Raw genomic sequence first — 24,150 nt, forward strand, 5'->3', positions numbered from 1 at the left:
TACGCCGTCTAGTGACGATGTTCCGGTGGGATAGGCAAGTCATAGTCCTGAAGCTTAGGTCTCTGACCACCACGCTTGCGGTACTGTTTTAACTGGAAGACAAATGCGAGTACTTGCGCCACTGCGGTAAACAGACCATCCGGGATCTCCTGCTCCAGTTCCGTACTGTGGTAGAGCGCACGAGCTAATGGTGGCGCAGGGACAATGGTAATGTCATGCTCACGAGCCACCTCACGGATTTTCATTGCCATATGGTCGGTGCCTTTGGCGATAACCACAGGGGCACGGTCCGTTTTCTGCTTATAGCGCAGCGCAACCGAGAAGTGCTCAGGGTTGGTGATGATAACATCCGCTTGAGGTACGTCAGCCATCATTCGGCGCTGTGCTGCTTCCCGCTGCAACATACGGATTCGCCCTTTAACCTCAGGTTTACCTTCTGTCTCTTTGTATTCATCTTTGACCTCTTGCTTGGTCATTTTCAATTGATCGGAGTGTTGCCAAATCTGAAAGGGAATGTCGATAGCAACTACTATCAGTAACGAGCAACTGATCAGTAAGATAAAGTTCAGCAAGATATCGAGGGCATGGAGAATATTCTGCGGATAAACGTCCATGCTCAGTTGAATCAAGTCCGCTTGCGACGCCTGAATCAAATACATAGCGAATCCGGTCACCAGTACGACTTTTAAGATCGATTTGATCAGCTCAACCCAACTTTGCATGCCAACCATACGTTTAAGGCCACTAAGCGGGTTCATTTTTGACAGCTTAGGCATGGCCGCCTGGGCAGAAAAACTGATGCCACCAACACCCGCTGCACCTATCATCGCGGCGACAAATAAGGTGGCCAGAATCAGGAAGAGTGGGAAAAACAGTTCCGTCATCGCGCCTAACGCGATATCGAACAACTTAGCGGTATCAAAAATTTCATCACGGGTCAGATTGAACAGGCGGCTCATTATGGAAAATAAAGCGCGTGCTAATGTCTCACCAAACCACATCAGCGAAATGGCCCCAACTATCAATACCGACGCTGACGCAAGCTCTTTAGACCGAGCAACCTGCCCCTTTTCTCTGGCTTGTTGTAACCGTCGGGGCGTGGCTTCTTCGGTGCGTTCCTGACCGTCTGACTCTGCCAAACCAGCCTCCTAACAATCCAAGCGAATGAGGCGACAAATCTGCTCCTCACCTACAGCCCAGTACAACTCGTAATGGCTGTACAAGCCAGCCAAGATGTACCAACAAATTAACAAACCGACCATCAAGGCGAATGCAAAGCCAAGTGAAAAGATGTTTAACTGCGGCGCGGCGCGTGTCATCACACCGAACGATAAGTTGATGGTCAGTAAAGCAATAATGCCTGATAGCGACATACTTAATGCCGTTTTGAACATGATGCCCAACCAACCCGCCAACTCACGGAAATCCACTGCCGTTAGAGTGCCAGAGCCGATTGGTAGTGTTTTAAAGCTGAAAACCACAAGCTGCAACATTTTTAAATGCCCGTCTGTGGCAAGAAAGAACATGGTGGTTAAAAACATAAACAGCTGACCGAGCAACGGGGTATTTTGTCCGTTAGCCGGATCAACCATCGAAGCAAAGCCCAAACTAGATTGCATGCCAAGAATTTGACCTAACAAGACAAAGGTCTGAATCATGAATTGAGTCACCATGCCCATCGCAATGCCGATAATCATCTGCTCGGCAATGGTCATAAAACCGCGAAATGAGACCAGCTCAATATCTTGCGGTACAGTAGGAATGGCAGGCATCACCGCAAACGTAATGGCGAGCCCCAGGTAGAGACGAATTCGAGGCGACACAAAACGTGCCCCGGTAACAGTCATCACCATCAACATGGAAGAGATGCGGACATACGGCCAAAAATAGTTGGCAATCCACTCTAAAATGATACCAGACGGGTATTCCATGCGCGTCCCTAGTACAGCACTTGAGGCAGGCGCTCAATCAAACCGTAGAAGTACTCCATCAACATTTGTGTCATCCAGTGTCCAAAGAGCATCAGAGCGAGCAAAGTGATGATCAAACGAGGCAAAAAGCTTAAGGTCTGTTCGTTAATTGAAGTTGCCGCCTGAAAAACGGCCACGATCAGACCCACAAGCAGGCTTGGTATGATAATGGCGCAGACCATGATCAGCACCATCCACAGTGCTTCGCGGAACAGCTCGACAAACATTTCTGGAGTCATGTCTTATCCTCTAGTCCGCACCAATCACAGGGCAAAACTGCCGGCGAGCGTCGACAGTATCAAATTCCAGCCATCCACCAGCACGAATAGCATCAGCTTAAACGGCAACGATACAATCATCGGTGACAACATCATCATACCCATCGCCATAAGTACTGAAGCGACGACAAGGTCGATGATCAAAAACGGCAAGAACAACATAAAGCCAATTTGGAAAGCGGTTTTCAGCTCAGAGGTAATAAACGCCGGAATCAGTACGGCCATGGAGACATCCTCTGGGTTTGTCACCTGCTCGCCCGACATATTGACGAAGGTTTCTAGGTCTTTAATTCGTGTCTGTTTGAGCATAAAGGCTTTCATTGGCACCTGTGCGGCATCAAACGCTTCTCTGGCAGTCACCTGCTCATTCAAATAAGGTTGAATGGCGGTATCGTTTATCTCGTTCAGCACCGGTGACATCACAAAGAAGGTAAGGAAAAGTGCGATACCAATGATCACCTGATTGGAGGGCGTTTGTTGCAGGCCCATCGCCTGACGAAGAATCGACATGACCACGACAATTCGCGTAAATGACGTCATCAAAATCACCATTGCTGGCAAGAAGCCAAGCATGGTCATTAAGGCGAGGATTTGCAGCGTGATGGAATAATCTTCGCTACCATCCGGATTGGTGGTCATGGTAAACGCTGGTATTCCACCGCTATTAGTGACCGACATCGTGCGGCTCGCACCTGTCTCACTCTGCATCGCCTGAACGGTTACGCTGTTCCCTTCTGCCAAATTAGCAGGCAGTGAAGACTCCTCCACCTGAGCAAACGAAAGTGAAGAAAACAGTACGCTCGCCAGCAAAATAAAGGTGCTCATGATGAGACGAATTGGGTTAGCGTTGGTCATTTTTCTTTATCAGCTGACTAAATTGATTAGCAAAAGCAGTATTCGCCAACTCTTCCTCTTTGAGAGGCTTCTCGAGCTTGGCAAGCGTTTGGATAGATTGGCTAGTGATGCCGACTAAAAATTGCTCTTCACCAACCTGAATCACTGCAATTCGCTCTTTGGTTCCCACAGGTAACTGGCTGACGATTTTTAAGCCTTTTTGTTGCCCGAATGCTGGCACTTGCATGCGCTTCAACAACCAGGCAAGCAGCAATATCACACCAATCACCAATACAAGTGAACCGAGTGTCGTCAGCAAATCAAAACTGCTTGGCGCAGACATCGAAGCAGAAGAAGCCAGCGCCAGTGGCGCACTTAGTGTGCAACTCAGCGCGCCAGCTATTTGCTTCCATCTTTTTGAACCAATGCTCATTAGCGAAGCTTCTTAATGCGTTCAGTCTGACTGATCACGTCTGTTAAACGGATACCGAACTTGTCGTTGACCACAACCACTTCACCGTGCGCAATCAGAGTGCCATTCACCAACACATCCAGTGATTCACCCGCCAGACGATCGAGTTCAACCACGGAGCCTTGGTTCAATTGCAATAGATTGCGGATGCTGATTTGCGAACGGCCAACTTCCATAGAAATCGTTACCGGAATATCCATGATGGTGTCGAGTTTACGACGCTCATCATCAGATATTGGGCTTGAGGTATCTTTCAGCTCCTCCAGAGGTGCTGCCAATACTTCATCTACGTCAATTGACGGTGCAGACGGGTCCTCGCCCAGAGCGGCCGCCCATTCGTCCGCTAGCTTTTGATCGTCACTTGGTTCCATTTTTCTATCCTGTGCTTTTCCTTACTTGCCCCTCAAAATAGGAGCCCTGTAAGGTGTCTTAATCTTCTGTTTGGTTGTCCTTCTCAAGTTCAGACATGATGTCTTTACTCAAGAAAGCTAAATCGGTTTTCACGACGTGAGGTCGCTCAATCTCTTGTGATATCTGTACCGCCAGCTTGTCATCTGCACGTCCCATTTTTACTCGATAGGTCGGCAAGTCTTCGACAAACATGGTCGCATGCTCCGGCATTTCTATCGGGATGATGTCTCCGGGTTGCAGCTCCATCAGATCACGCAGCGAAATGTTCTTTTCCAGCAGGTTCACGCGGAAGTTAACCGGACAGTCCATGATTTCTTCGCGCAGAGCCGAGCTCCAGCGAACGTCAGTTTCCATCTTATCTGACTGCACACCGGCATCCAGCAGTTCACGGATCGGTTCAACCATGGAGTACGGCATGACCACGTGGAAATCACCGCCGCCACCATCGACTTCGATGTGAAAAGAACTGACCACAATCACTTCTGTTGGGCTGACAATGTTGGCCATGCTCGGGTTGACTTCCGAGTCGAGATATTCGAACTCCACCCCCATGACTGGCGACCATGCTTCTTTGTAATCTTCAAAGACGACTTTCAACAGCAGTTGGATAATACGTCGCTCAGTCGGCGTAAATTCGCGGCCTTCAATTTTGGCGTGGAATCGACCATCACCACCAAAAAAGTTTTCTACCAGAATAAATACCAAGCGCGCTTCCATGGTGATCAGCGCAGTACCTTTTAGCGGTCGGAAGCGAACCATGTTTAAACTGGTTGGAACATACAAGGTGTTCTGGTACTCACCGAATTTCATCATCTGAACGCCGTTAATAGACACTTCTGCCGTTTTGCGTAGCATATTGAATAGGCTAATACGCATATGTCGGGCAAAACGCTCGTTGATAAGCTCGAGCGTCGGCATGCGACCACGGACAATTCGGTCTTGAGATGAGAAGTCAAAACTGACAGCACCACCGGGATCGTCATCGATGGAATCGTCAACGTCATCAACATCGTCAACGCCATGCAATAGCGCATCAATTTCGTCTTGGCTTAATAGATCGGTCACGTTTTACCTATTGAATAACAAAATCTGTAAACAGTACTTTTTCAATCACTGACTTTCCGACAGCGGCATTCAGTGCTGCTTTAATATCTTCAGACGCGCGATCGCGTAACTCCACTCGTCCCGTTGGCGAGCGCAACTGCTCTACGGTTGCCGAAGCGAACGTCGACAACAGTGAACTTTCGATCAGTGGCGAATGATAACGCGCCAGTTGTTCATTCTCTGAGCCACGTACCATCAACTGAGCTTTGATTTGTACCAGTCTGTCGCGGCTGTCTCCGGTCACGTTGAAAACAAACGGCTGGGGAAGATTTACATACGCAATGGGAACTTCGGCTGCGGCGACTTGAGCTTGTTGCGGTTCCGCATTATTCGACTTCTCCGAATCATCCGATCCCATGAAAAAGAACGCAGCTGCACCGCCTCCCAACAAAAGGACCACGACTGCGATGATAATCAGTAGCTTACCTTTGCCTTTTGGTGCTCCCACCCCTTGTAACTGTTCTTCAGCCATTCTTTTCTCTTATTTTTGTTTTATTTAATCTGGCGGATAACGAGGCCATATGGGTTCTCATCATCCAAATTCAATCATGTTATGCGTAGAAACTAATCCCATCACGAGGCGAGGTGACATTCACATTAAGTTCAACGCCGCCATCAAAGTCTTCATCAGTCTGACCTGAGAAACCTCGCCCAAAGCCACCTTGCTTATTTTGCTCCGCCGCAGAATATCCACGTTGCTGCTGGCCACTATTTTGCTGTTGAACCGAAGAGTCAGCCAACTGCATACCCTGCTGGGCAAGCATTTCTCGCAGTCGAGGCAGTGTTTGTTCAATGATGTCACGCGCCTGCGGATTGGATACCGTAAAGTGAACATTGGCCAAATCGCTGTTCATAGTCATGCGAATCTGCATCCGGCCAAGCTCAGGCGGATCAAGGCGGATATCAAGGTTCTTCAAGTTTTTCGACATCATCATTTGCACTTTTTCTGCTACCTGATCGTTAGCCAACTCCTTGGTCAACTGTAATGGTAATTGTGCTTGCTGCGCGGCATCGATTCGGGCTTGCTGTGGCGTGGTTACGCCTTGCTGACTGACAGCGGCTTGCAACTGACCAGCTAACCCCTGCTGTGGCTCGGTTTTATCCTGCTTATCCGTCGTAGCTTTGAGGATTCCGGTCGCTGATACTGAGTTCATCGCTTTGTGGCTGGCTTCGGTATTTGCTAGCGTCTGCCCAATCGCAGGATTGACAACTGCCGTCGTTAGCCCTTCCGGCATGGCAGGTAATACGGCTTTTTCAACCACCTGCGTTGGTGCTTGTCCAACCGCGGCTTTCAACTCTTGAGCCGCCACTTGCGGTGTCGGAGTCGAAGCGTTCATCTGGTGGCGCGTTACGTTGTGCTGCGCCGTTTGTGGCTCTGATATTGCGAGTTTTACTTCGTTTGGAAAAGCCACTAATTGAGAAAGTTCACCGTCGGATAACTCCGCGATAACGGCACCCGTTTTCAAACCGTCAATAATGTCAGACTCTTGGTTCGTCAGTGGTTTACCCTGAGCCAGTTTGGTGTCGATAACTTCAAGTTCTTCATTCGAGACGCGCTGAACTGCATTCGCACTCATGACACCTGGCTCATCGTTGCTAATAACATTCGCTGTGTACGCCATAGCCTCGATATTGACGGCATTTGGTTCCAGTGTTGTTTCAGGTTGAGAGCTCAGAGGAGACGTGTCTTTCCCATCAGCCAAATCAGAAGCATGATTTTTTGCTTCAATGACAGCGGGCTTCAGTTCATCTTCAGCAACAAGGTTTCTGACACTTTCGACACCTTCAACAGGCTCAACGAGCTCTAAATCCTCTGGGTGCTTAACGTTCTTACTGCCAACGTGTTCTAAAACATCAGTCGTCTTGGGAGGCAAAACCTTGCCACGTTCTAGCTCTTGATTGACAGATTTCAGGGCTTGATTCGCTTGTTCAATTCGTCCGAGCAGTTGCTGTCCTTCGTCCATAGAACGAGTGACATCAAGGTCGACAACTTCATCAGTTTTGGCAATTTTCGGCTCAGGCGTGCCTGTCTCCACGACGGTCTGTTCAAGATCAGACGGCGCTTGTTTTTTAGGTGCGACCTGATTGCTCGTGGCTATCTCCTGAGTTCCACTCGCGCGCGTTACCGACGGCATTACCTGTTCTTCAGGCTCTGCCTGCCCATTGTCTTGTTCTAACAATGCTTTGGTTGACTGATTTTCGCTTTGTCCTTCAGATACAACGGCCTCTTCAACTTCACTTTCTGGTTCAGAGGTTTCCACGGAAGAAGCGCGAGCGTTATCACTCGTTTCTATAGCTTCAGGTACATCTGGCGTCAATTTTTCATCAGTCACTTCAACTTTGAGTGAATCTGCGAATACTCCAGCTAAGGTTTCAATAAAACCTTTGCTTTCTGAGCCTTCTGTAGACGTTTTTGCGCCAACCTCAGAAACCGAGGTCTTATTGGTCGCAGCAACATTAGACAAATTCACATTCATATAAACATTCTCGTTTTTGGCATTGAACGACTTCGCTCAGCCAAATCACATGTCAGAGGTAAGTTGAATTATTAAAAGGTGAATTTGCAAAAATCACGCCAATACAAAACGTAATTTTCCTGACGCTGAAAGAACATCAAAGTGATCGTGCAAAAGCTCTCAGAATAATGGTCAGAACATTTTGACCCTGCGGCTGTAGAGCAACGTCGAGAACTCATCCATTTGCTTTTGCTCACGCTTGGCTTCTGCGGCTTGTTTCTCTTTAGCTCGCTTCTCAATCATCCACTCATAAGACATGCGCTCTTGACGCATTTTCAGCCAGTACTCTTTGCCGTTTTCGACTTGCTCTCTAAAGTGGCTTTCCGCTTGCTTCTGCTTAGACAAGGTTTCATCCAGCTGCGTAAGAAATCGATTCAAATGTCCATATTGACTTGCCGTTAATCCAGCCTGTCCCCGGTCCACCAACTGCTGGCAGTAATCGAGTCGATACTTTTCAATTTGTTCAACTTGACGGTAGTAATCCTCTAACTCAGCACGCGCTTTATTCAAAGCTAATACGGCTTGCTCTTCCCGCTCTTTTGCTTGATCAAACAAAAACTCCATGGCGTTATTCATAGCAATTACCCACCTAAAATACTTCTCAGCATATTCACGCACATGTCGTATGGAACGGATTCTTTCATACGCTGCTGCAAGTATTCGTCTAACTTAGGCTTAAGCGTAAATGCACTGTCGATAGCAGGGTCGGTACCCGGTTTGTAAGCACCAATCGAAACCAAGTCCTGATTTTTGCGGCAAATCGACAGCACCTGACGAACGGCTTTCGACATCAGTACGTGCTCTTCGGTTGTGATTTGCGGCATCACACGGCTGACGGATTTCTCGACATCAATCGCCGGGTAGTGTCCCGCATCCGCCATTTCACGAGACAGCACAATGTGACCGTCAAGAATCGCACGAGATGCATCGGCAATCGGGTCTTGCAGGTCGTCACCTTCGGTTAGAACGGTAAAAAATGCAGTGATTGAGCCCTGATCTGCGCCGCCGTTACCCGCCCGCTCGACCAATGCCGGCAATTTGGCAAACACCGATGGCGGATAACCTTTGGTTGCAGGCGGCTCGCCAACAGATAAGGCGATTTCACGCTGCGCCTGAGCAAAACGGGTCAAAGAGTCCATAAGCAACAGCACGTCCAACCCTTGATCGCGGAAGTACTCTGCAATAGTCAGCGCGGTTTGACAGCCTTTTAAACGCATCAGTGGAGAAGCATCGGCAGGCGCTGCGACCACAACAGATCGACGACGCCCTTCTTCACCCAAGATCTCTTCGATGAACTCTTTAACTTCTCGTCCACGTTCACCAATCAGCCCTACAACCACAACTTGCGCCGTAGTGCCTCTGGTCATCATACCCAGCGTGACCGATTTACCCACACCAGAACCAGCGAACAGACCAATGCGTTGACCTTTACCAACCGTCAGCAATCCGTTAATCGCTTTTAACCCCACATCGAGAGGTTCTGAAATCGGTTTTCGTGCCAGTGGATTGATGGGCTCCGCATTAAATGAAGCACGGTGATCGGTATAGATAGGGCCGAGTCCATCAAGTGGATTACCCACACCGTCAATAACACGCCCAAGTAGCTCCATTCCTACCGGTAAGCCTGCGTCACTGGTCAATGGCGTTACTTTTGCGCCAGGCAAAATACCGGTGATTTGTTCACTCGGCATCAAGAACAGGTTGTCGCCAGAAAAGCCCACCACTTCAGCTTCCATGTGCCCAGACATGGTCTCGACCAGACATAAGCTGCCGATCGGAGCCCGGCATCCTGTCGCTTCTAAGGTCAAACCGACCACACGAACAAGCTTGCCAGATGCCACCGGTCTTGTGGTCAACCCTTCGACTTTGTAGTTTTTTAGACGGTCCGCCAGCGCTAACATGGGTTACTCACCCTCTTGGTGACGGTTTGCGCCACAAAAGCTCTGCAGTACATTTTTAATCCGCTCTTCCATACGATAATTAATGCTCGATTCACCGGCTGCGATCTGCACATCACCACGATTGAGTGAAGGCTCAGCGACCAGCGTCCAGTTACGACAATCTAATTCCTGCTCACCGTATGCAGAGCGAATGATGGACACGTCTTCCGGATTCAGGTGTAACGTAATGGGATGACCGGAGATAGGCAGTGCTTCAACCGACTGCTTGACCGTATCGAGAATAATTTGAGGATTGGTCTGAACCTCGATGTGAACCACTTCTTTAACGAGGCAAAGCACCATGTCCACCAGCTGTTTTTCAACCTGAGCATTCATCAGCTCCAGAGGTTGCGCGAACTGATTGGCCAGATTCATGAATACTTCCACCTGCTGCTGAATAAACTCTTGTCCGGCACTCACACCTTCTGCTTTACCGAGTTCTAAACCTTCAGCATGACCCGCCTGCAAACCTTCTTCTTTGCCTTTATCGTAACCTTGTTTAAAGCCCGCCTCCTGACCTTGGTGCAATCCTTCCTGATAAGCACCTTGCTTGATCAGCTCAATCTGCTCTTCGGTCAGTTCAAGAACTTGCTCTTCTTCTGGCTCATCAAAGTTTGGAGTCCAGCCTGGATCGTAATTCAACGCCGTTTGTCTGGCTTGCTTGGCTTTTGGCTCGCCGTAGTCAGGCAGCCCCCAGCGTTGCGGTTCGATCATCGCATCATCTTCATCAGGACGAATAAATCCACGTTTTCTATCGCCAACCATGGGTTACCTATGCATATTTGATTTGTGTTGAAGTTGCCCTGCAGTAGCAAAATAGCAGGGCAATAGAGATTACAAGAATTCGTCTGCGCCACCAGAGAGCATGAGCTCGCCCGCATCCGCCATACGACGTGCAATCGCAAGAATTTCTTTCTGCGCTGATTCCACATCAGCAACACGCACTGGCGGCATCGCTTCAATGTCGTCACGCATCATCTCAGCCGCACGTTTTGACATGTTCTTAAATACTTTCTCACGCAGAGAATCGTCGGCACCTTTCAGTGCTCGCTGAAGTACATCTTGTGGAACGTCACGCAGCAATTTCTGAATACCCTGATCGTCGACTTCCGCCAGATTCTCGAACACGAACATCAGATCCTGAATTTGCGTCGCCATGTCTTCGTCCTGATCTCGGATTTGATCCATCAAGATGCCTTCGACATTGTTGTCGAGGTAGTTCATGATTTCGGCGGCTGCCTTCAGACCACCAATCTTGGCAGCCTGCGCGCCAGCCTGACCAGCAAACTGCTTCTCCATGATTTCGTTCAGCTCCGCCAACGCCGATGGCTGAACTTCTTCTAGGTTGGCAATACGCATCATCAAATCCAGACGCACACGTTCCGGGAACTGTGACAGAATTTCTGCCGACTGATCCGCTTCTAAATACGACAGAACAATAGTTTGGATTTGAGGGTGTTCGTTGACAATGATGCTTGCGACTTGACGCGGATCCATCCATTTCAATGAATCCAGACCTTTTGAACCCGTTCCAAGCAGAATCTGATCAACCAGATTATTCGCCTTGTCTTCACCCAGAGCGGCTACCAGCGCATTACGCATGAAGTCTTCACTGCCCATACCGATATTGGTGTATTTCTGGATATCTTCCAAAAAAGCACGGTGTACAGAAGACACTTTTTCCTGGCTCAGATCTTTTGCTCGAGCCATCGCACCACCAACACGCTGTACCTGTTTTGGTTCCAGGTGGCGAATGATGCCCGCCGCATCCTGCTCATTGAGGCTCAACAACAAAATGGCGGCTTTATCTTCACCGCTGATGGTTGATGCATCAAACTCCACTGGCATGCCTGCGCCATTTTCACCTTGAGGTACGATATCGTTAGCCATTTTCATTCATCCAGTTTTTCACAACCTGAGCTGCCAGTTCTGGTTCGTTTGCCACCAGTGCACGAACCGCTTTCAGTACGTCTTCATCTTTGTGTAAATTCGGCAAGTCGATACTTGAACCAAACTCAAACAGCTCGCTACTCTCAATGTCACTGCCAATCAGGCTGGTTTCACCGTCCGCACCAATAGGCATGCCATCCGGACCGTACATTTCATTTTCGTTGTCGCTGGTAGGGTTAAGCAGTTTCTTCATAGCAGGGCGAACCAGAACCAACACCACCACGATGATGACCAAGGCGCTGGCAAACCAGCGAACCCAATCGTTAAAGTTTGGATGTTCCCAAATTGGTTGGTCGACAAGCAGCTCCGCTTCTGGCTCGGCAAACTTGACACTCAATACATTGAGTAAATCACCACGCGACTGATCAAAACCGACGGTGCCAATTAACACCTGACGAATCGCATTAATTTCGGGTTCAGACATCGGCGTGTAAGTGACTTCACCGGTGTCTGGATTAACTTCCCGGCGGTCTTTGATTGCCACAGAAACCGTTTGACGCGCAACGGTACCAGTCTGTTTACGCTCATGACTGATGGTGGTGTCCAACTCAAAGTTACGTGTCGATTCTTTACGCACGGAACCTTGCCCGGATAACGACCCATCTTTCATTTGAGCAATATCTTGTGGAATCGACGCATCGGCTGGCGGTTGGTTACTCAGAGCACCAGGAATCCCAGCTACCGTGTTGCTGTTGTTGTAATCTTCCAGTGCATATTCACTGCGTGTCGCTGGCGTATTTGGATCAAAGCGTTTTCGGGTTTGTTCTACCGCACTGAAGTCCATTTTGATATCAACCTGCGCGGTGTAATTGCCGATACCCAAAATTGGCAGTAACACGGAATCAATTTTTTCACGTAGCGCTTGTTCTTGATTTCGCTCCAACTCTTGCTCTTTTCGACGAGCTGCCGACGCCGGATCTTCAGATCCTGAACTCAATAAACGACCGTGCTGATCGGTCACGGTGATACGGGAGGTTTTCATTCCCGGAACCGCGCTGGCGACCATGTCGACGATAGAATTGACTTCCTGCTGCTTGAGGTTAGCCCCAGTCGATAAAGTCAGAAAAACGGAGGCAGAAGCATCTTGGTTGTGGCGAACAAAAACACTGTGTTTAGGCAATGCCAGTAACACCCGAGCTTTGCGAACCTGCTTCATTTCTTCAATCGCTTGAGCAAGTTGTCGCTCACGACTGAGTTTCAGACGCTCTTGCTCCAGGCGCTGAGAAACCCCAAAACCCATGTCTTGCAGCAAAATGTCATCGCCAGCTTCTGTAGCCTGATTGACCCCCGCTCGCACCATACCAAGTTTGATCGAGTTGTAATCACTCGCTTCAACCGAGACGGTATTACCATCCAGTTTGTAGTCAATTTTTTGCTGATCAAGATAGTCCAGAACCGGGATCAGTTCTTCGGTCTGATATGCGCCAAGCGGACGCATTTCTGGCTCTTTCACCCAGAAAAATAGCATCACGATCAACGCAACACAGATGGAAATGGACAACACCAGCACGACCTGACGAAGTAAGTCAAGATCGCCTACGGCCATATCTAGTTTTGACGCGCTGCGCTCTTCCAAATCTGGATTTTGACTTTCCACATCCAGTTCAGAGTTCGCGATAAGCGCACCATCTGCACCGCCATCAGTGACGGTTAAATCTGTAGACTTGTCTGCCACACTGATTACCTAAATTACACTGGCATATTCATGAGGTCTTTATAGGCCTCGACGAGCTTATTGCGGATTTGGACTGTGGCATCAAACGCCACACTGGATTTGTTTCTGGCAATCATCACATCTGAAAGAGAAACATCGGCGTCGCCACGGTCAAAGCGGGTTTGAAGATCACCCGAGGCTTTTTGAAGTGAATTTACGTTATTGATAGCGGATGTGAGGAGATCACCAAAATCGGCACCAACTTTGGCACCTGTTGCCACAGGCGCCGTGTTCGTTGCCTCTACCATCATGGCGCGCATATCTGCTTGAATACCATCAATTTTCATTACCACCCCGGAGCCAAATCTTTGACTATTAATAAAATTGTTCATTATCGAAGCAATTAACGTGCCATAAGGCGGTAATGATTTGTTTGGTTTTGCCCAAGCATTGTGACTCTATACGCAAAAGGCTCCGCTAAACTCAGCAGAACTAATTGGGAATGTCGATACCCGCATCACGCATCTTAGCCAATTTATAGCGCAGTGTACGTGGACTAATACCAAGTTTATCCGCCATGTCTTTTCGACGACCGTTACACTCAACCAGGGTATCAAGGATGATGGCATACTCTTGGTCGCGTAGCTCGCTGCCTAACCCTTCACCACCAGACACAATACGACTCACGCTTTCTGCCTGAGCAACGGGCTTGACGTCTGGTACCAAAGTTTGTGCATTTTGCACCACACGTTGCAGGCTGTTCGCGTCTTGCCAGTCGACACCTTCGAGCAAAATATGTTCGCCATCAATGTCGCCATTTTCACTCAGAATCAGAGCACGTTGAACGACGTTATCGAGTTCACGCACGTTACCCGGCCAAGGATAGTTGAGCAGTTTATCTACCGCAGAGGCCGAAATCTTAGGTACAGGCATACCCATCTTGCCGCAATGGCGCTCCGCCAGATGTTTGGCTAGTGGCTCTATATCGCCTTTACGCTCACACAGCGCTGGCCATGCAATTGGGAAAACGTTAAGGCGGTAATATAAATCTTCACGGAAGTTACCTTCCGACACATATTGTTTTAGATCGCGGTTACTGGTTGCCAAGACTCGAACATCCAGTTTAATGCTCTTGCGACTGCCTAAACGTTCGACTTCGCGTTCTTGTAGTACACGCAGCAGCTTGGCCTGAAGGTTGAGGTCCATTTCGCTGATCTCATCCAGCAAAATCGTCCCGCCTTGCGCTTGTTCGAATTTGCCCGGACACGCTTGAACAGCACCGGTAAAAGCACCTTTTTCGTAGCCAAATAGCGTAGCTTCAAGCATGTTATCTGGAATGGCAGCACAGTTTATCGCGACAAAAGGACCATCTTTGCGGCTAGAAGCATTATGGATGTAACGCGACATGACTTCTTTACCTGAGCCGCTTGGACCCAGGATCATAACGTTGGCGTCAGTACGCGCCACTCGTTCTGCCAGCGCTAACAGTCGCAGGCTTTTTTCGTCCGCGACCACCGCATCGCCACTATCGTCACTTTTGATAGGTGCGTAACGACTGACCATATTAAGTAACACTTCAGGTGCGAATGGCTTCGCCATGTAGTCTATCGCACCGTCTTTCATCGCTGAGACCGCATCTTCAATATTCGCGTACGCCGTCATCAGCAGAACGGGAAGATTAGGCCAGTTCTGTTTGATGTTTTTTAGCAAGGCCAAACCGCCCATGCCAGCCATTTGCACATCAGAGACGACAATGTCTACTGTGTTTGATTTCAGCTTAACCAGAGCTTCTTCTGCACAGCCCGCTTCTAACCACTCATAGCCTGCCAGAGCCAGAGTATCTACCAGGGCCTCACGAAGACCTTCGTCATCTTCTACGATCAGCACTTTGCTTTGCGCCATTTTGATTCTCCTAATTGGCAGAAGCGACTATTGCACTTCTGCTTGCACTCGCTCTAGCGGAATGCACATGGTGAAGCAGGCTCCATCACCCTGCTCAGAAATAAGCTCTAATCGACCGTCATGGGCACGGCAAACCATTTGAACTACCGCAAGACCTAACCCTGTTCCTTGAGAACGGGTGGTAAAAAATGGCTCTAGGATTTTGCTTTGTAGCTCTTTAGGTACTCCCGGTCCGTTATCCTGCACAGAAATGCGCAGCTCACCGTTGACCGGGCGGAAGAAAATATCAATTTGCGACTCTTTACCTGACATCTGAATCGCATTCATGACTAAGTTACTCAAGGCAGATGCAATCGCATTAGCATTTCCAAGCAGGTCAGTTTGCTCTTCCTCTACTTCTAGAAAGTAGTCAATGTTGTTGTTTTTTAAGGCAGCTTCAACCATTGGTTGATATTCCGAAACCAACTGAGCAATCGTAAATGGCTTAATGACTTTATTATCGCCACCTTTGGCAAAGAGCAGCATATCGTTAACCTGCTTTTCCAAATCGTGCAGTCGATCCATCAATTTACTTTGAAATCGATCTCTCGTATTCGCAGGAAGATTCGGCGCAGCCAAGTTTGACGCATACAGCATTGCGCTGGATAAAGGCGTTCTGACTTGATGAGCAAGAGAAGCCACCATACGTCCTAAAGACGATAAGCGCTGCAAGTCACTCACTCGGGATTGAAGTAAGCGCGTTTCGGTCAAGTCAGTAATAAGGATGAGCTGACCCGTTTCAGAAGCAGAAATCGCCAAACGCACTTTGCGGCCATTGCGCAGAGAGACCTCATGGCCGTCATCTTCACGCGGGTCAAATGCTGCCTGAATGACGTTAAACCACTTTTCGTTGACCAAGGGTATTTCAAGAATGCGGTGTGCTTCAGGGTTCGCTTCGCGCACAACACCGAACGTATCGAGCAGGATGACTCCCGCAGGCATCACATCCAGAACCTGTTTATAACGTTCGACCTGGTTTTCTACTGAGTCTAAATGGGATTGGTTGGTGTTATCTTCCATTAACTGCCTGTCGAAATATCGCCACTAAATAGTAAAACAGCTTAGTAAGCAATAAGCATACCAAGCTATTTTAATCTATTTATCAGCAACTTATACTATCGACAATAAGTTGACACCAAATTAACATAAGAATTTGAGCGGTTTTGTCTTGGAGAAAACCACTCATTGGGCGTGCAGAGTTAGCGTTGCAAGTTGTACTTACGCATTTTCTCAACCAAAGTCGTGCGGCGCATTCCCAGCATATCGGCTGCTCGTGCGACAACACCACCTTGGGCTTCAAGTGCTTGGCTGATCATGTTGATTTCCAGATCTGCCAATAGCTCTTTTAGGTTTACGCCTTCAGGAGGAAGTTCCTGCGGTGCATTTGCGTTGCTCTCTAACTCATTGAGTTCATCAAAACTGAAATCTCCGGAGAAGATGTCCTGAAAGACATCACGCTCTTGCTCTTCGACTGAGACAAACGGATTCCCTTCAGGCTGGAATTCCGGGATATCACTGTAACGGTATTTCGTCGGCAAGTGATTCACATCGATCAGGCTGTTCGGGTAAAGAATCACCATGCGCTCGATCAGGTTTGCCAGCTCACGCACGTTCCCCGGCCAGTCGTGTTCCATCAAAGAGTTAATCGCGCGCGAAGTAAAGCAGATAGGTTGTCCACCTTCGGCTTCCAGACGAGCCATCAATTCTTGCAACAACAGAGGGATATCACGCTTACGTTCTTTCAGCGCAGGCATTTCAATTGGAAATACGTTGAGGCGATAGAACAAGTCTTCTCGGAAGGTATCTTCTTCGATCATGCTCTCGAGGTTGCGATGCGTCGCAGCTACAATGCGAACGTTCACTTTAATCGTATTGTTACCACCCACTCGCTCAAAGCAACGCTCTTGAAGCACACGAAGTAGCTTCACCTGCATTGGCATTGGCATATCACCAATTTCATCGAGGAATAAGGTTCCGCCATCAGCCAATTCAAAACGACCTTTACGCGAGGTTAACGCCCCGGTAAAAGCACCTTTTTCATGACCAAACAGCTCACTCTCTAAAAGCTCAGGAGGAATCGCACCACAGTTAATTGGCACAAATGGTCCACTAGAGTACGTGGAATGGTAGTGGATATTACGCGCAACCACTTCTTTACCCGTGCCCGACTCACCAAGGATTAAAACGTTAGCTTCGGTTTTGGCGACTTGCTCAATAAGGTGACGAACTTCCTGAATGCCACGACTCTGACCCACTAAACTGCGGAAAAGTGTATTTTTGCGCTCACTTGCGATCACGTTCACACCTTTTCGACCCAGGAAGTCTTTGCAATGACGCAAGGCGTTACTAAGTTGAGGGTAGTTTAAAGGCAGTTCCAACTCACCAACGTAACTTGGCAAGTCATCAACAGGTAGCGATAAGCGCTCCATTACGAGCAATGGAATGTGGTAAGCATCGCTAAGATGCGCCATGACTGTTGTCGCTGCTGAAGCTGAAGAAATATTGCCGATAATGCAACCAGACCAGAGTTCAGACCAATCAACATCACCTAGCTGATCAGAACTGACCGCTTCGCAACTTTCTCCAACAAATTCCAATATATTGCTTAAATTTAAACGACTTGAAGCATCGTCATCAATTACAAGCAGTTTTGCCAAACCTTGCATAACTAAGAATGATTGCCTTTATTTTTGGATGTGTTGCGGCCAAACCTTGATTAGCTCAAATGAGTGTTCAGAAAGGCGGGAACGCCACACTCAATGCACGAGAGACAAAGGGGAAATCAGCAACAAAAAAAGCCATTAGGGCTACTAATGGCGCTTATTTTATTTGAATATAAAAATAAGGCAACCAACCAATCGAGAGCTCTAAGCGTGATTGTGACCTTGCTGCACAACTTGTTGCTTAGGCACTCAATATATATTCAAGTCAATATAAAGATTTGTTTTATTTATTAAATACCGACCTCTTCGGCCGTTAGGTTGTGGAACTCTGCCGGAATTTGATCCCACGCTGATTTTATCTCTCGAATAATATCGATAACGTCATCAATAAGTTGCGGATCATTTTGGTGATTTGCCGCAGAAATCTGCGTAATCATGAATTCATAAAGTGAATCTAAGTTTGAGGCAATCTCGCCACCATCATCCATTGACAAACAACTTCTCAGCGCGATGATAATGTCCAATGCCTTACCCAAACGCTCACCTTTTACTGGTATGTTGCCAGCTTGCATCGCTGCTTTACCTTGAATAAGACGCTCAATTGCTCCCGCCATTAGCATTTGAATGACTTTGTGCGGAGAAGCCGCGCTTAGCTGGCTGTCGACTGATACCTTTTTGTATGCTTGCAAAGATCCGCGCATAGTAATCCTCTTTCTAAATAAACTTTTTGTACTGCTGAAGCGAACGTTGGCCATAGCGCAATTTATGCAACTCTTTTCCAACTTTTGACGTCTCTGATTGCATCAGTTCAACAATACTTTGGGTACGAGCAAGCAAGTCTTGCCACTCGACGTCTTGCTTAACCAATGGTTTTTTCTGAACCACTGACAGCAAGTTTTGCAATAAGCTTTCTCTGATATCGACCAAACGAAGAATTTCTTCAGTATTAATATCGACTTTTTGCAGCTCTTGGCTAATGCGTTGATCCAAATCGTTAATTTCAATAAGTTCGCTTTGCATTGATTAACCCAGTGCACTCATTAATGCGCCTAGCTGGCCTTGCATTTTGCCTGTTGCATCTTGCATGGCAGAGAATTTTGCATGGGTACGCTCTTCTAAGCTCGCCATGCGGCGATCGAGGGCCGTTTGATCATCATTTAAACGGTAATTCTGTTCTGTAAGACTTTTCTCGCGGGTACGAATGCTGCCAGTAACCCCGGTAATGCCATGAATGGCATCTTCAATGCGCTTTGCGAAACCAGTGTTACCACCAAAGAAACTTTCCAGTTCATTGAAGTTGTTATTTAACTGACGATCGAGCATGTCGTAGTTAATTTCGAGCGTTCCCTGACGAGTCGTGGTGATACCAAACTCAGTGAGGGATTTGAGGTTTTCTGGCGCTTTGTCAATTTGTGCGGAAAAGACCGATTTAAGTCTGGCATCAGCACTTCGTACGGTGCTGTCGCCTGATAAAGGGCCTTTTTGTCCGGTAAGAGGATCAACGCTCGAGAGCGCCCGAGAGGTTTGATAAAACGAATTATAAGCCGCAACAAAGTTTTCTATATCGCTGCGAACGCCCTGACGATCATATTCAACGCCTATTTCCGCCGGTGCTTGATTAGGTTCAGACTTCCCTTTCAATGTGAGGTCTACGCCTTCTATCGCATCTTCAATCACGTTGTTGTGACTCGAGAGTTTCGCAACGCCATCGAGTAACACGACCGAGTCTTGGCCGGCCTGAACTTCGGTCATGCCGCTATAACCTTCGAACATAGATTCGGCCTGAGCAATTTTGGCTTCGGCAGCGTCTATTTTTTCGAGTCGCTCGCGCTCTTCAGGTGAAAGCTGAGCGCGATGGATTTGCTTCGCTTGCTCTTGCGTCAATTCACCACGTTTTACTTTCGCATCAAGCTCCTGTTTTTCATCAGCAATGCTCTGCTCAATTTCTGCTTTTTCTTGATCAAGCCGCTGCTTTGCTTCTTTGGTGGTGACATAAGAGTCGGTCAGCGTACCAGATGCAGCATTGCTCCAACCCGGAACATCAGGCGCTTTTTCAATCGCCTTTTCGTCCAGCTCCAGCTCGGGCTCTTGGTATGAATCCAGTAAGGTGCCTGAGGCCGTTTCCGTCCAGCCAGGAATGCGATCCTCTGGACGCCAACTTGCGCGTTCTTGCGCTTTATTGAGTGCATCTTGTCCCGCTTTGGCAGCATCTGCGCCGGCAGCAGAAACAGGCTCACCAACTGCACTCCCCTGTTGAGTTGCTAGTTCCTCTTGCGAGGATTGCATTTCGGGAGGTAGAGGGTTGCCGCTTTCATCCAGTAAAACAGGTTCGGCTGATGGTGGAGCTTGCAAAGGACCTAACACCTCTTCAGCGGCAGCACGTGCTTCTTCCAAAGCTCGTACTCGCTCTTCAAGTGTTTGATATGCGAATTTTTTAAGTGGATTGCCTTGTTCGGCGTCCACTGTGACGTTAATTTGGTGATCCTTACCAGATTGGTTTGAGGCAAGGATAAGGCGGGGGCCTTCGGCATCGTTGATAAGTGAAGCACGAACGCCGATGTTGTCTTTCGCACCGTTGATGCTACGTAGCACATCTACGAGCTTAGATCTTGAACGGACATTGATGTTAAAGCTGTCGTCACCAAGCGAAATATGCAGCTTACCCGGACCAAGCTTTGCGTCTTCTGGTAACACATCAGACGCAACTTTATGGCTTTGTGCAAGCTGCAACACATCGATAGCATACTTACCAGCTATAGCATCGGTAGTTGCAGTGGCAGATACGATTTTATCGTCCGTGGTATCAACCGTCCGGGCAGCAAAAGCTTTTTCCTGACGGAAGTTCACCATGAGGTTTTTCATCGTATCCAACGATTCTCTGAGTCGCCCATAAGCACTGATGCTGGCATCTATCGTCGTGCGTTCATTGTTAATGCTCTGCTGCTTTGGTACACGCTCGGCATCGACAATTTTGCTGACCATGGCATTAATATCCATGCCACCAGACATCCCCAACGGGCCTAAACTCATTAAATCACCTCTAAAAACGGCTTATACCAATCACAGTAAGTAAGTGATCAGAAATAGCGTAGGAAAAATGCTTGAGAACAAGGCAAAATTTTTCGATAAGTAGTTATTCTACAATCAAAAATTTTAACGTCGTTACCGAGTATTTTAACAAGCTAGAATGACCAGTTATTTACTACGATTGGTATTAAACTTTTTCAACTAACAAACCGCTGTTAGCTGTGTGCTCAGCTAGGCGACGTAAAACGACCAGCATGTCTTCATCAGGAATTTGACGAATCACGTCGCCCGTTTTGGCTTCGTAAATCGTCACAACGTCTCGGCCAGATTCTTCATCCACGCGAAACGCCACTCCCTTATTTATGGATGTCACAAATTCATTCATTTGTGCGACCATTTTTTCACGTTCTTCTCTGTTCAGCTCCTGACGGCTTTCCGCCATTTTGATTGCAGCTTGAACAGAGAAATCACGCTCGGTGTCTTTCACTTTTGACAGAGAAATATCACCGACTGAACTTGCTGGGTCCGGCACGCCTATGCCATAGCCATTTTTACTAGCAACTTTGGTGCCATCCTCTGCACCGTAAGACTGGATGTTCGATGTGTAGGAGGCTATTTCCATTACAATCTCCCTTCCAACTTATGAGCTAACGATAGGGTCTATCGCTTGACTAATCCAGCCTAATTAGCCCAACAAGCTTAGCGCTGCAGATGGTGACTGCTTCGCTTGTGCCAGGATCGAAGTACTCGCTTGCTGAAGGATTTGCGACTTAGTCATTGCCGTTGTTTCCTTCGCGTAGTCAGTATCTTGAATACGGCTCTTAGACGCATTAACGTTTTCATTAATGTTATCTAAGTTATTGATCGCGTGGTTGAATCGGTTTTGGAAAGCACCAAGAGACGCACGCTGGCTATCTACTGACTTAAGTGCACCGTCGATAACTGCCACAGCTTCTTGAGAGCCAGCTACCGATGTAACGTCGATGTCTTTAACCGTGACGTCTTTAGCATCACCGAAACCAATTTCGCCAGCTAGGTTGCCTGAGAATTCAACTTCACCAGTTACTTTCTGAGAAGAAGCAAATACTTGCAACTTACCGTCTTCACCTACTGACGCTTTCACGTCATCGCTCTGACCGTTGATGTAAGTCGCTAACTGCTCAAGATCATCGCCTTGCTTCGCGTTGATAGTCAGCTTTTGTTCTTCACCTTGTGTATTGGTGTAGCTCATTTCAAGCTTAGTTTTTTCACCAACAGCCCAAGATGCATCTTTACCTTCTTCTGCAGCGTAGCTCTTACCGCCCATAGCAGAAGTATCAGAACGCAGGCTATCCAAAGAAAGCATTACTGCTTCACCTGAATCAGCACCGATTTGGAAAGACTGTGTACCGTAAGTACCATTAAGCAGCTTGTTACCACCAAAAGATGTCGTTTCCGCAATACGGTTTAGCTCATCGTTTAAGGCTGTTACTTCTTCCTGAATCGCGACACGTTCTGCTTTTGAGTTAGAACCGTTCGCAGACTGAAGCGAAAGGTCACGCATACGCTGTAGGATATTGGTAGATTCATTCATTGCACCTTCAGCAACCTGTGCAACAGAAATACCGTCGTTGGCGTTTTTCACTGCCATGTCCAAGCCACGGCTTTGCGCGTTCAAGCGGTTTGAAATCTGTAGACCTGCAGCATCGTCTTTCGCGCTATTAATTTTATAGCCCGAAGACAAACGCTCCATTGATTTTTGTTGACCTTCAGCGGCCTGATTCAGGTAACGCTGTGCGGTCATCGCAGAAACGTTAGTATTAACGTTAATCGCCATAGTTGTTCTCCTTAAGGCTTTTGTGAATGTACCTTCGTGTCTCTCACCTCACTTGGGTACATCTCATTTCTCTCAATCCCTTTAACGGCGATCAATACATATCCTTTAGGAGAATTTCCCATTTTTTTGCGATTAGTATCCTCTACTTAGAGAAGTGTGACCGGTATCAACTGTGACCAAATTAACTCGTCAGCGTGCTTTCTGCAGATAAAAAAACCCAGCCGAAGCTGGGTTTACTCGCTCATCTCTCACCACGAGCCAATGAGGTTCTCGTCTGGGGTTAATCTGGGTATAACCCTTAACCTAGCAGACTTAGCGCTGAGTTCGGCGCTTGTTTCGCTTGCGCAAGGATTGAGCTTGACGCCTGCGATAGAATTTGTGACTTGGTCATTTCTGTCGTTTCTTTTGCGAAGTCGGTATCTTTAATACGGCTCTTCGATGCACTCACGTTCTCGTTAATGTTATCCAAGTTGTTGATTGCATGGTTGAAACGGTTTTGGAATGCACCTAGTTCCGCGCGGTGGCTGTCTACGTACTTCAGAGCAGCATCAATAATTGCTACTGATTCTTGTGCGCCGCCCACAGAGGTAACATCAATAGAATCAACCGTGACGCTGTTGCCTTTATCCAGACCTAATTCGCCAGATAGACCACCAGAGAATGACAGTTCGCCTTCCACTTTGTTGTTACCCGCAAAGACTTGCAATTGGCCATCTTCATTCACTGAAGCTTTTACCAAGTCAGTCTGACCGTTGATGTACGTTGCCAGCTCTTCAATATCGTCGCCTGCTTTCGCATTAACCGAGATTTCTTGCTCTTGACCAAAGCTGTCTGTCAGACTGATTTTCAGGTCTGATTTATCCGCAGAAACATTCCAGTCTTTACCTTTGCCATTTTCAGCTTGGTAGCTAAGACCGCCCATCATTTGGTTGTCAGAACGCATATCTTTCAGCTCAAGCATGACTGCTTCGCCATTGTCTGCGCCGATTTGGAACGATTTGGTGCCGTATGTGCCGTTAAGAAGTTTGTTACCACCAAATGAAGTGGTTTCCGCGATACGGTTAAGCTCGTCGTTCAGTGCCGTTACTTCTTCCTGAATTGCAACACGTTCTGCTTTTGAGTTAGAACCGTTTGCAGATTGAAGTGACAGGTCACGCATACGTTGCAGTATGTTGGTTGTCTCGTTCATTGCACCTTCAGCAGTTTGTGCAACAGAGATACCGTCATTCGCGTTGCGAACAGCCACATCCAGACCACGGCTTTGCACATTCAAACGGTTCGAGATTTGAAGGCCAGCTGCATCATCTTTTGCACTGTTGATTTTAAAGCCTGTAGACAGACGCTCCATCGACGTTTGTTGAGCTGAGTTTGCATTGTTAAGGTAACGCTGAGCGGTCATCGCTGATACGTTTGTGTTTACAGTCACTGCCATGGTGATTTCTCCAATTGATTTTCCGGTGTAGCGGTTTCCGACGTCTCGGAAAACCAAGTAGTTCTCTCAAAGTTACTTTTATTAACGACGCACAATCTGATTTCTTTAGGAAAAATGTTCGATTTTTTTAGAAAAAGTTCAT

At 47.7% G+C, this 24,150-nt stretch carries 24 protein-coding genes; all 24 read right to left on the minus strand.

All coding sequences use genetic code 11. The annotated features are described in order from the left end of the window. Window positions 1-8: 8 nt before the first annotated feature. The 24 genes from flhB to VER99_RS10365 all read right to left on the minus strand — a co-directional run bounded on the left by flhB (window position 9) and on the right by VER99_RS10365 (window position 24,008). Window positions 9-1,139, minus strand: coding sequence for a flagellar biosynthesis protein FlhB (flhB, locus tag VER99_RS10250; RefSeq protein WP_020333596.1), 1,131 nt, complete (start codon window positions 1,137-1,139; stop codon window positions 9-11). A gap of 9 nt (window positions 1,140-1,148) precedes the next feature. Further along, window positions 1,149-1,931: a flagellar biosynthetic protein FliR gene (gene fliR / locus VER99_RS10255; RefSeq protein WP_014232657.1), complete on the minus strand. Its 783-nt coding sequence runs from the start codon at window positions 1,929-1,931 to the stop codon at window positions 1,149-1,151. A gap of 8 nt (window positions 1,932-1,939) precedes the next feature. Further along, the gene (fliQ, locus tag VER99_RS10260; RefSeq protein WP_014232658.1) at window positions 1,940-2,209 is read right to left on the minus strand and encodes a flagellar biosynthesis protein FliQ; all 270 of its coding nucleotides are present in this window, start codon (window positions 2,207-2,209) and stop codon (window positions 1,940-1,942) included. 24 nt (window positions 2,210-2,233) lie between these two features. Beyond that, a complete protein-coding gene (fliP, locus tag VER99_RS10265; protein ID WP_020333597.1) occupies window positions 2,234-3,103 on the minus strand; it encodes a flagellar type III secretion system pore protein FliP in 870 nt (289 codons plus the stop codon). Then, window positions 3,090-3,515 (minus strand): flagellar biosynthetic protein FliO, encoded by a 426-nt coding sequence (gene fliO, locus VER99_RS10270; protein ID WP_020333598.1) that lies wholly within the window; start codon window positions 3,513-3,515, stop codon window positions 3,090-3,092. Before fliO ends, fliP begins: the two co-directional genes overlap by 14 nt. Beyond that, window positions 3,515-3,925 carry a flagellar motor switch protein FliN gene (gene fliN / locus VER99_RS10275; RefSeq protein ID WP_005448377.1) on the minus strand — a complete coding sequence of 137 codons (411 nt, stop codon included), beginning with the start codon at window positions 3,923-3,925 and terminating at the stop codon, window positions 3,515-3,517. Before fliN ends, fliO begins: the two co-directional genes overlap by 1 nt. Window positions 3,926-3,983: 58 nt before the next feature. Next, complete coding sequence (fliM, locus tag VER99_RS10280; protein ID WP_014232661.1) at window positions 3,984-5,030, minus strand: flagellar motor switch protein FliM; 1,047 nt, start codon at window positions 5,028-5,030, stop codon at window positions 3,984-3,986. 7 nt (window positions 5,031-5,037) lie between these two features. Then, window positions 5,038-5,541, minus strand: a complete 504-nt coding sequence (fliL, locus tag VER99_RS10285) for a flagellar basal body-associated protein FliL (protein ID WP_020333599.1) — start codon at window positions 5,539-5,541, stop codon at window positions 5,038-5,040. A gap of 79 nt (window positions 5,542-5,620) precedes the next feature. After that, window positions 5,621-7,546, minus strand: coding sequence for a flagellar hook-length control protein FliK (locus VER99_RS10290; RefSeq protein ID WP_020333601.1), 1,926 nt, complete (start codon window positions 7,544-7,546; stop codon window positions 5,621-5,623). A gap of 171 nt (window positions 7,547-7,717) precedes the next feature. Next, window positions 7,718-8,161 (minus strand): flagellar export protein FliJ, encoded by a 444-nt coding sequence (fliJ, locus tag VER99_RS10295; RefSeq protein ID WP_020333603.1) that lies wholly within the window; start codon window positions 8,159-8,161, stop codon window positions 7,718-7,720. A gap of 5 nt (window positions 8,162-8,166) precedes the next feature. Continuing rightward, entirely contained in the window at window positions 8,167-9,486 is a 1,320-nt protein-coding gene (fliI, locus tag VER99_RS10300) for a flagellar protein export ATPase FliI (protein WP_020333605.1), read from the minus strand. 3 nt (window positions 9,487-9,489) lie between these two features. Continuing rightward, a complete protein-coding gene (gene fliH / locus VER99_RS10305; protein ID WP_020333606.1) occupies window positions 9,490-10,290 on the minus strand; it encodes a flagellar assembly protein FliH in 801 nt (266 codons plus the stop codon). 69 nt (window positions 10,291-10,359) lie between these two features. Continuing rightward, entirely contained in the window at window positions 10,360-11,415 is a 1,056-nt protein-coding gene (gene fliG / locus VER99_RS10310; protein WP_014232667.1) for a flagellar motor switch protein FliG, read from the minus strand. Further along, the gene (fliF, locus tag VER99_RS10315) at window positions 11,408-13,150 is read right to left on the minus strand and encodes a flagellar basal-body MS-ring/collar protein FliF (protein WP_014232668.1); all 1,743 of its coding nucleotides are present in this window, start codon (window positions 13,148-13,150) and stop codon (window positions 11,408-11,410) included. Before fliF ends, fliG begins: the two co-directional genes overlap by 8 nt. Before the next feature lie 14 nt (window positions 13,151-13,164). Then, window positions 13,165-13,476: a flagellar hook-basal body complex protein FliE gene (gene fliE, locus VER99_RS10320; protein ID WP_014232669.1), complete on the minus strand. Its 312-nt coding sequence runs from the start codon at window positions 13,474-13,476 to the stop codon at window positions 13,165-13,167. 145 nt (window positions 13,477-13,621) lie between these two features. Next, window positions 13,622-15,031, minus strand: coding sequence for a sigma-54-dependent transcriptional regulator (locus tag VER99_RS10325; protein WP_014232670.1), 1,410 nt, complete (start codon window positions 15,029-15,031; stop codon window positions 13,622-13,624). Window positions 15,032-15,058: 27 nt separating this feature from the next. Then, complete coding sequence (locus VER99_RS10330) at window positions 15,059-16,090, minus strand: sensor histidine kinase (protein WP_014232671.1); 1,032 nt, start codon at window positions 16,088-16,090, stop codon at window positions 15,059-15,061. A 179-nt stretch (window positions 16,091-16,269) separates the two neighbouring features. Continuing rightward, the gene (locus VER99_RS10335; RefSeq protein WP_020333608.1) at window positions 16,270-17,736 is read right to left on the minus strand and encodes a sigma-54 dependent transcriptional regulator; all 1,467 of its coding nucleotides are present in this window, start codon (window positions 17,734-17,736) and stop codon (window positions 16,270-16,272) included. Between the two features lie 287 nt (window positions 17,737-18,023). Then, the gene (gene fliS, locus VER99_RS10340; protein WP_020333610.1) at window positions 18,024-18,434 is read right to left on the minus strand and encodes a flagellar export chaperone FliS; all 411 of its coding nucleotides are present in this window, start codon (window positions 18,432-18,434) and stop codon (window positions 18,024-18,026) included. A gap of 13 nt (window positions 18,435-18,447) precedes the next feature. Beyond that, window positions 18,448-18,753 carry a flagellar protein FliT gene (locus VER99_RS10345; RefSeq protein WP_020333611.1) on the minus strand — a complete coding sequence of 102 codons (306 nt, stop codon included), beginning with the start codon at window positions 18,751-18,753 and terminating at the stop codon, window positions 18,448-18,450. Between the two features lie 3 nt (window positions 18,754-18,756). After that, complete coding sequence (fliD, locus tag VER99_RS10350) at window positions 18,757-20,763, minus strand: flagellar filament capping protein FliD (RefSeq protein WP_020333612.1); 2,007 nt, start codon at window positions 20,761-20,763, stop codon at window positions 18,757-18,759. Between the two features lie 184 nt (window positions 20,764-20,947). Then, the gene (flaG, locus tag VER99_RS10355; protein WP_014232677.1) at window positions 20,948-21,382 is read right to left on the minus strand and encodes a flagellar protein FlaG; all 435 of its coding nucleotides are present in this window, start codon (window positions 21,380-21,382) and stop codon (window positions 20,948-20,950) included. Window positions 21,383-21,445: 63 nt separating this feature from the next. Next, a complete protein-coding gene (locus VER99_RS10360) occupies window positions 21,446-22,576 on the minus strand; it encodes a flagellin (protein WP_020333613.1) in 1,131 nt (376 codons plus the stop codon). Between the two features lie 298 nt (window positions 22,577-22,874). Next, window positions 22,875-24,008 carry a flagellin gene (locus VER99_RS10365; RefSeq protein ID WP_014232679.1) on the minus strand — a complete coding sequence of 378 codons (1,134 nt, stop codon included), beginning with the start codon at window positions 24,006-24,008 and terminating at the stop codon, window positions 22,875-22,877. Window positions 24,009-24,150: the final 142 nt, after the last annotated feature.

The sequence above is a fragment of the Vibrio natriegens NBRC 15636 = ATCC 14048 = DSM 759 genome (genome assembly GCF_035621455.1).
Classification (GTDB): Bacteria; Pseudomonadota; Gammaproteobacteria; order Enterobacterales; family Vibrionaceae; genus Vibrio; species Vibrio natriegens.

Bases quoted from the DNA above. Each gene is read 5' to 3' on its own strand.
- fliR (WP_014232657.1), bottom strand. From the start codon at position 1,931: ATGGAATACCCGTCTGGTATCATTTTAGAGTGGATTGCCAACTATTTT.
- fliQ (WP_014232658.1), bottom strand. From the start codon at position 2,209: ATGACTCCAGAAATGTTTGTCGAGCTGTTCCGCGAAGCACTGTGGATG.
- fliP (WP_020333597.1), bottom strand. From the start codon at position 3,103: ATGACCAACGCTAACCCAATTCGTCTCATCATGAGCACCTTTATTTTG.
- fliO (WP_020333598.1), bottom strand. From the start codon at position 3,515: ATGAGCATTGGTTCAAAAAGATGGAAGCAAATAGCTGGCGCGCTGAGT.
- fliN (WP_005448377.1), bottom strand. From the start codon at position 3,925: ATGGAACCAAGTGACGATCAAAAGCTAGCGGACGAATGGGCGGCCGCT.
- fliL (WP_020333599.1), bottom strand. From the start codon at position 5,541: ATGGCTGAAGAACAGTTACAAGGGGTGGGAGCACCAAAAGGCAAAGGT.
- VER99_RS10290 (WP_020333601.1), bottom strand. From the start codon at position 7,546: ATGAATGTGAATTTGTCTAATGTTGCTGCGACCAATAAGACCTCGGTT.
- fliJ (WP_020333603.1), bottom strand. From the start codon at position 8,161: ATGAATAACGCCATGGAGTTTTTGTTTGATCAAGCAAAAGAGCGGGAA.
- fliI (WP_020333605.1), bottom strand. From the start codon at position 9,486: ATGTTAGCGCTGGCGGACCGTCTAAAAAACTACAAAGTCGAAGGGTTG.
- fliH (WP_020333606.1), bottom strand. From the start codon at position 10,290: ATGGTTGGCGATAGAAAACGTGGATTTATTCGTCCTGATGAAGATGAT.
- fliG (WP_014232667.1), bottom strand. From the start codon at position 11,415: ATGGCTAACGATATCGTACCTCAAGGTGAAAATGGCGCAGGCATGCCA.
- fliE (WP_014232669.1), bottom strand. From the start codon at position 13,476: ATGAAAATTGATGGTATTCAAGCAGATATGCGCGCCATGATGGTAGAG.
- VER99_RS10325 (WP_014232670.1), bottom strand. From the start codon at position 15,031: ATGGCGCAAAGCAAAGTGCTGATCGTAGAAGATGACGAAGGTCTTCGT.
- VER99_RS10330 (WP_014232671.1), bottom strand. From the start codon at position 16,090: ATGGAAGATAACACCAACCAATCCCATTTAGACTCAGTAGAAAACCAG.
- VER99_RS10335 (WP_020333608.1), bottom strand. From the start codon at position 17,736: ATGCAAGGTTTGGCAAAACTGCTTGTAATTGATGACGATGCTTCAAGT.
- fliS (WP_020333610.1), bottom strand. From the start codon at position 18,434: ATGCGCGGATCTTTGCAAGCATACAAAAAGGTATCAGTCGACAGCCAG.
- VER99_RS10345 (WP_020333611.1), bottom strand. From the start codon at position 18,753: ATGCAAAGCGAACTTATTGAAATTAACGATTTGGATCAACGCATTAGC.
- fliD (WP_020333612.1), bottom strand. From the start codon at position 20,763: ATGAGTTTAGGCCCGTTGGGGATGTCTGGTGGCATGGATATTAATGCC.
- flaG (WP_014232677.1), bottom strand. From the start codon at position 21,382: ATGGAAATAGCCTCCTACACATCGAACATCCAGTCTTACGGTGCAGAG.
- VER99_RS10360 (WP_020333613.1), bottom strand. From the start codon at position 22,576: ATGGCGATTAACGTTAATACTAACGTTTCTGCGATGACCGCACAGCGT.
- VER99_RS10365 (WP_014232679.1), bottom strand. From the start codon at position 24,008: ATGGCAGTGACTGTAAACACAAACGTATCAGCGATGACCGCTCAGCGT.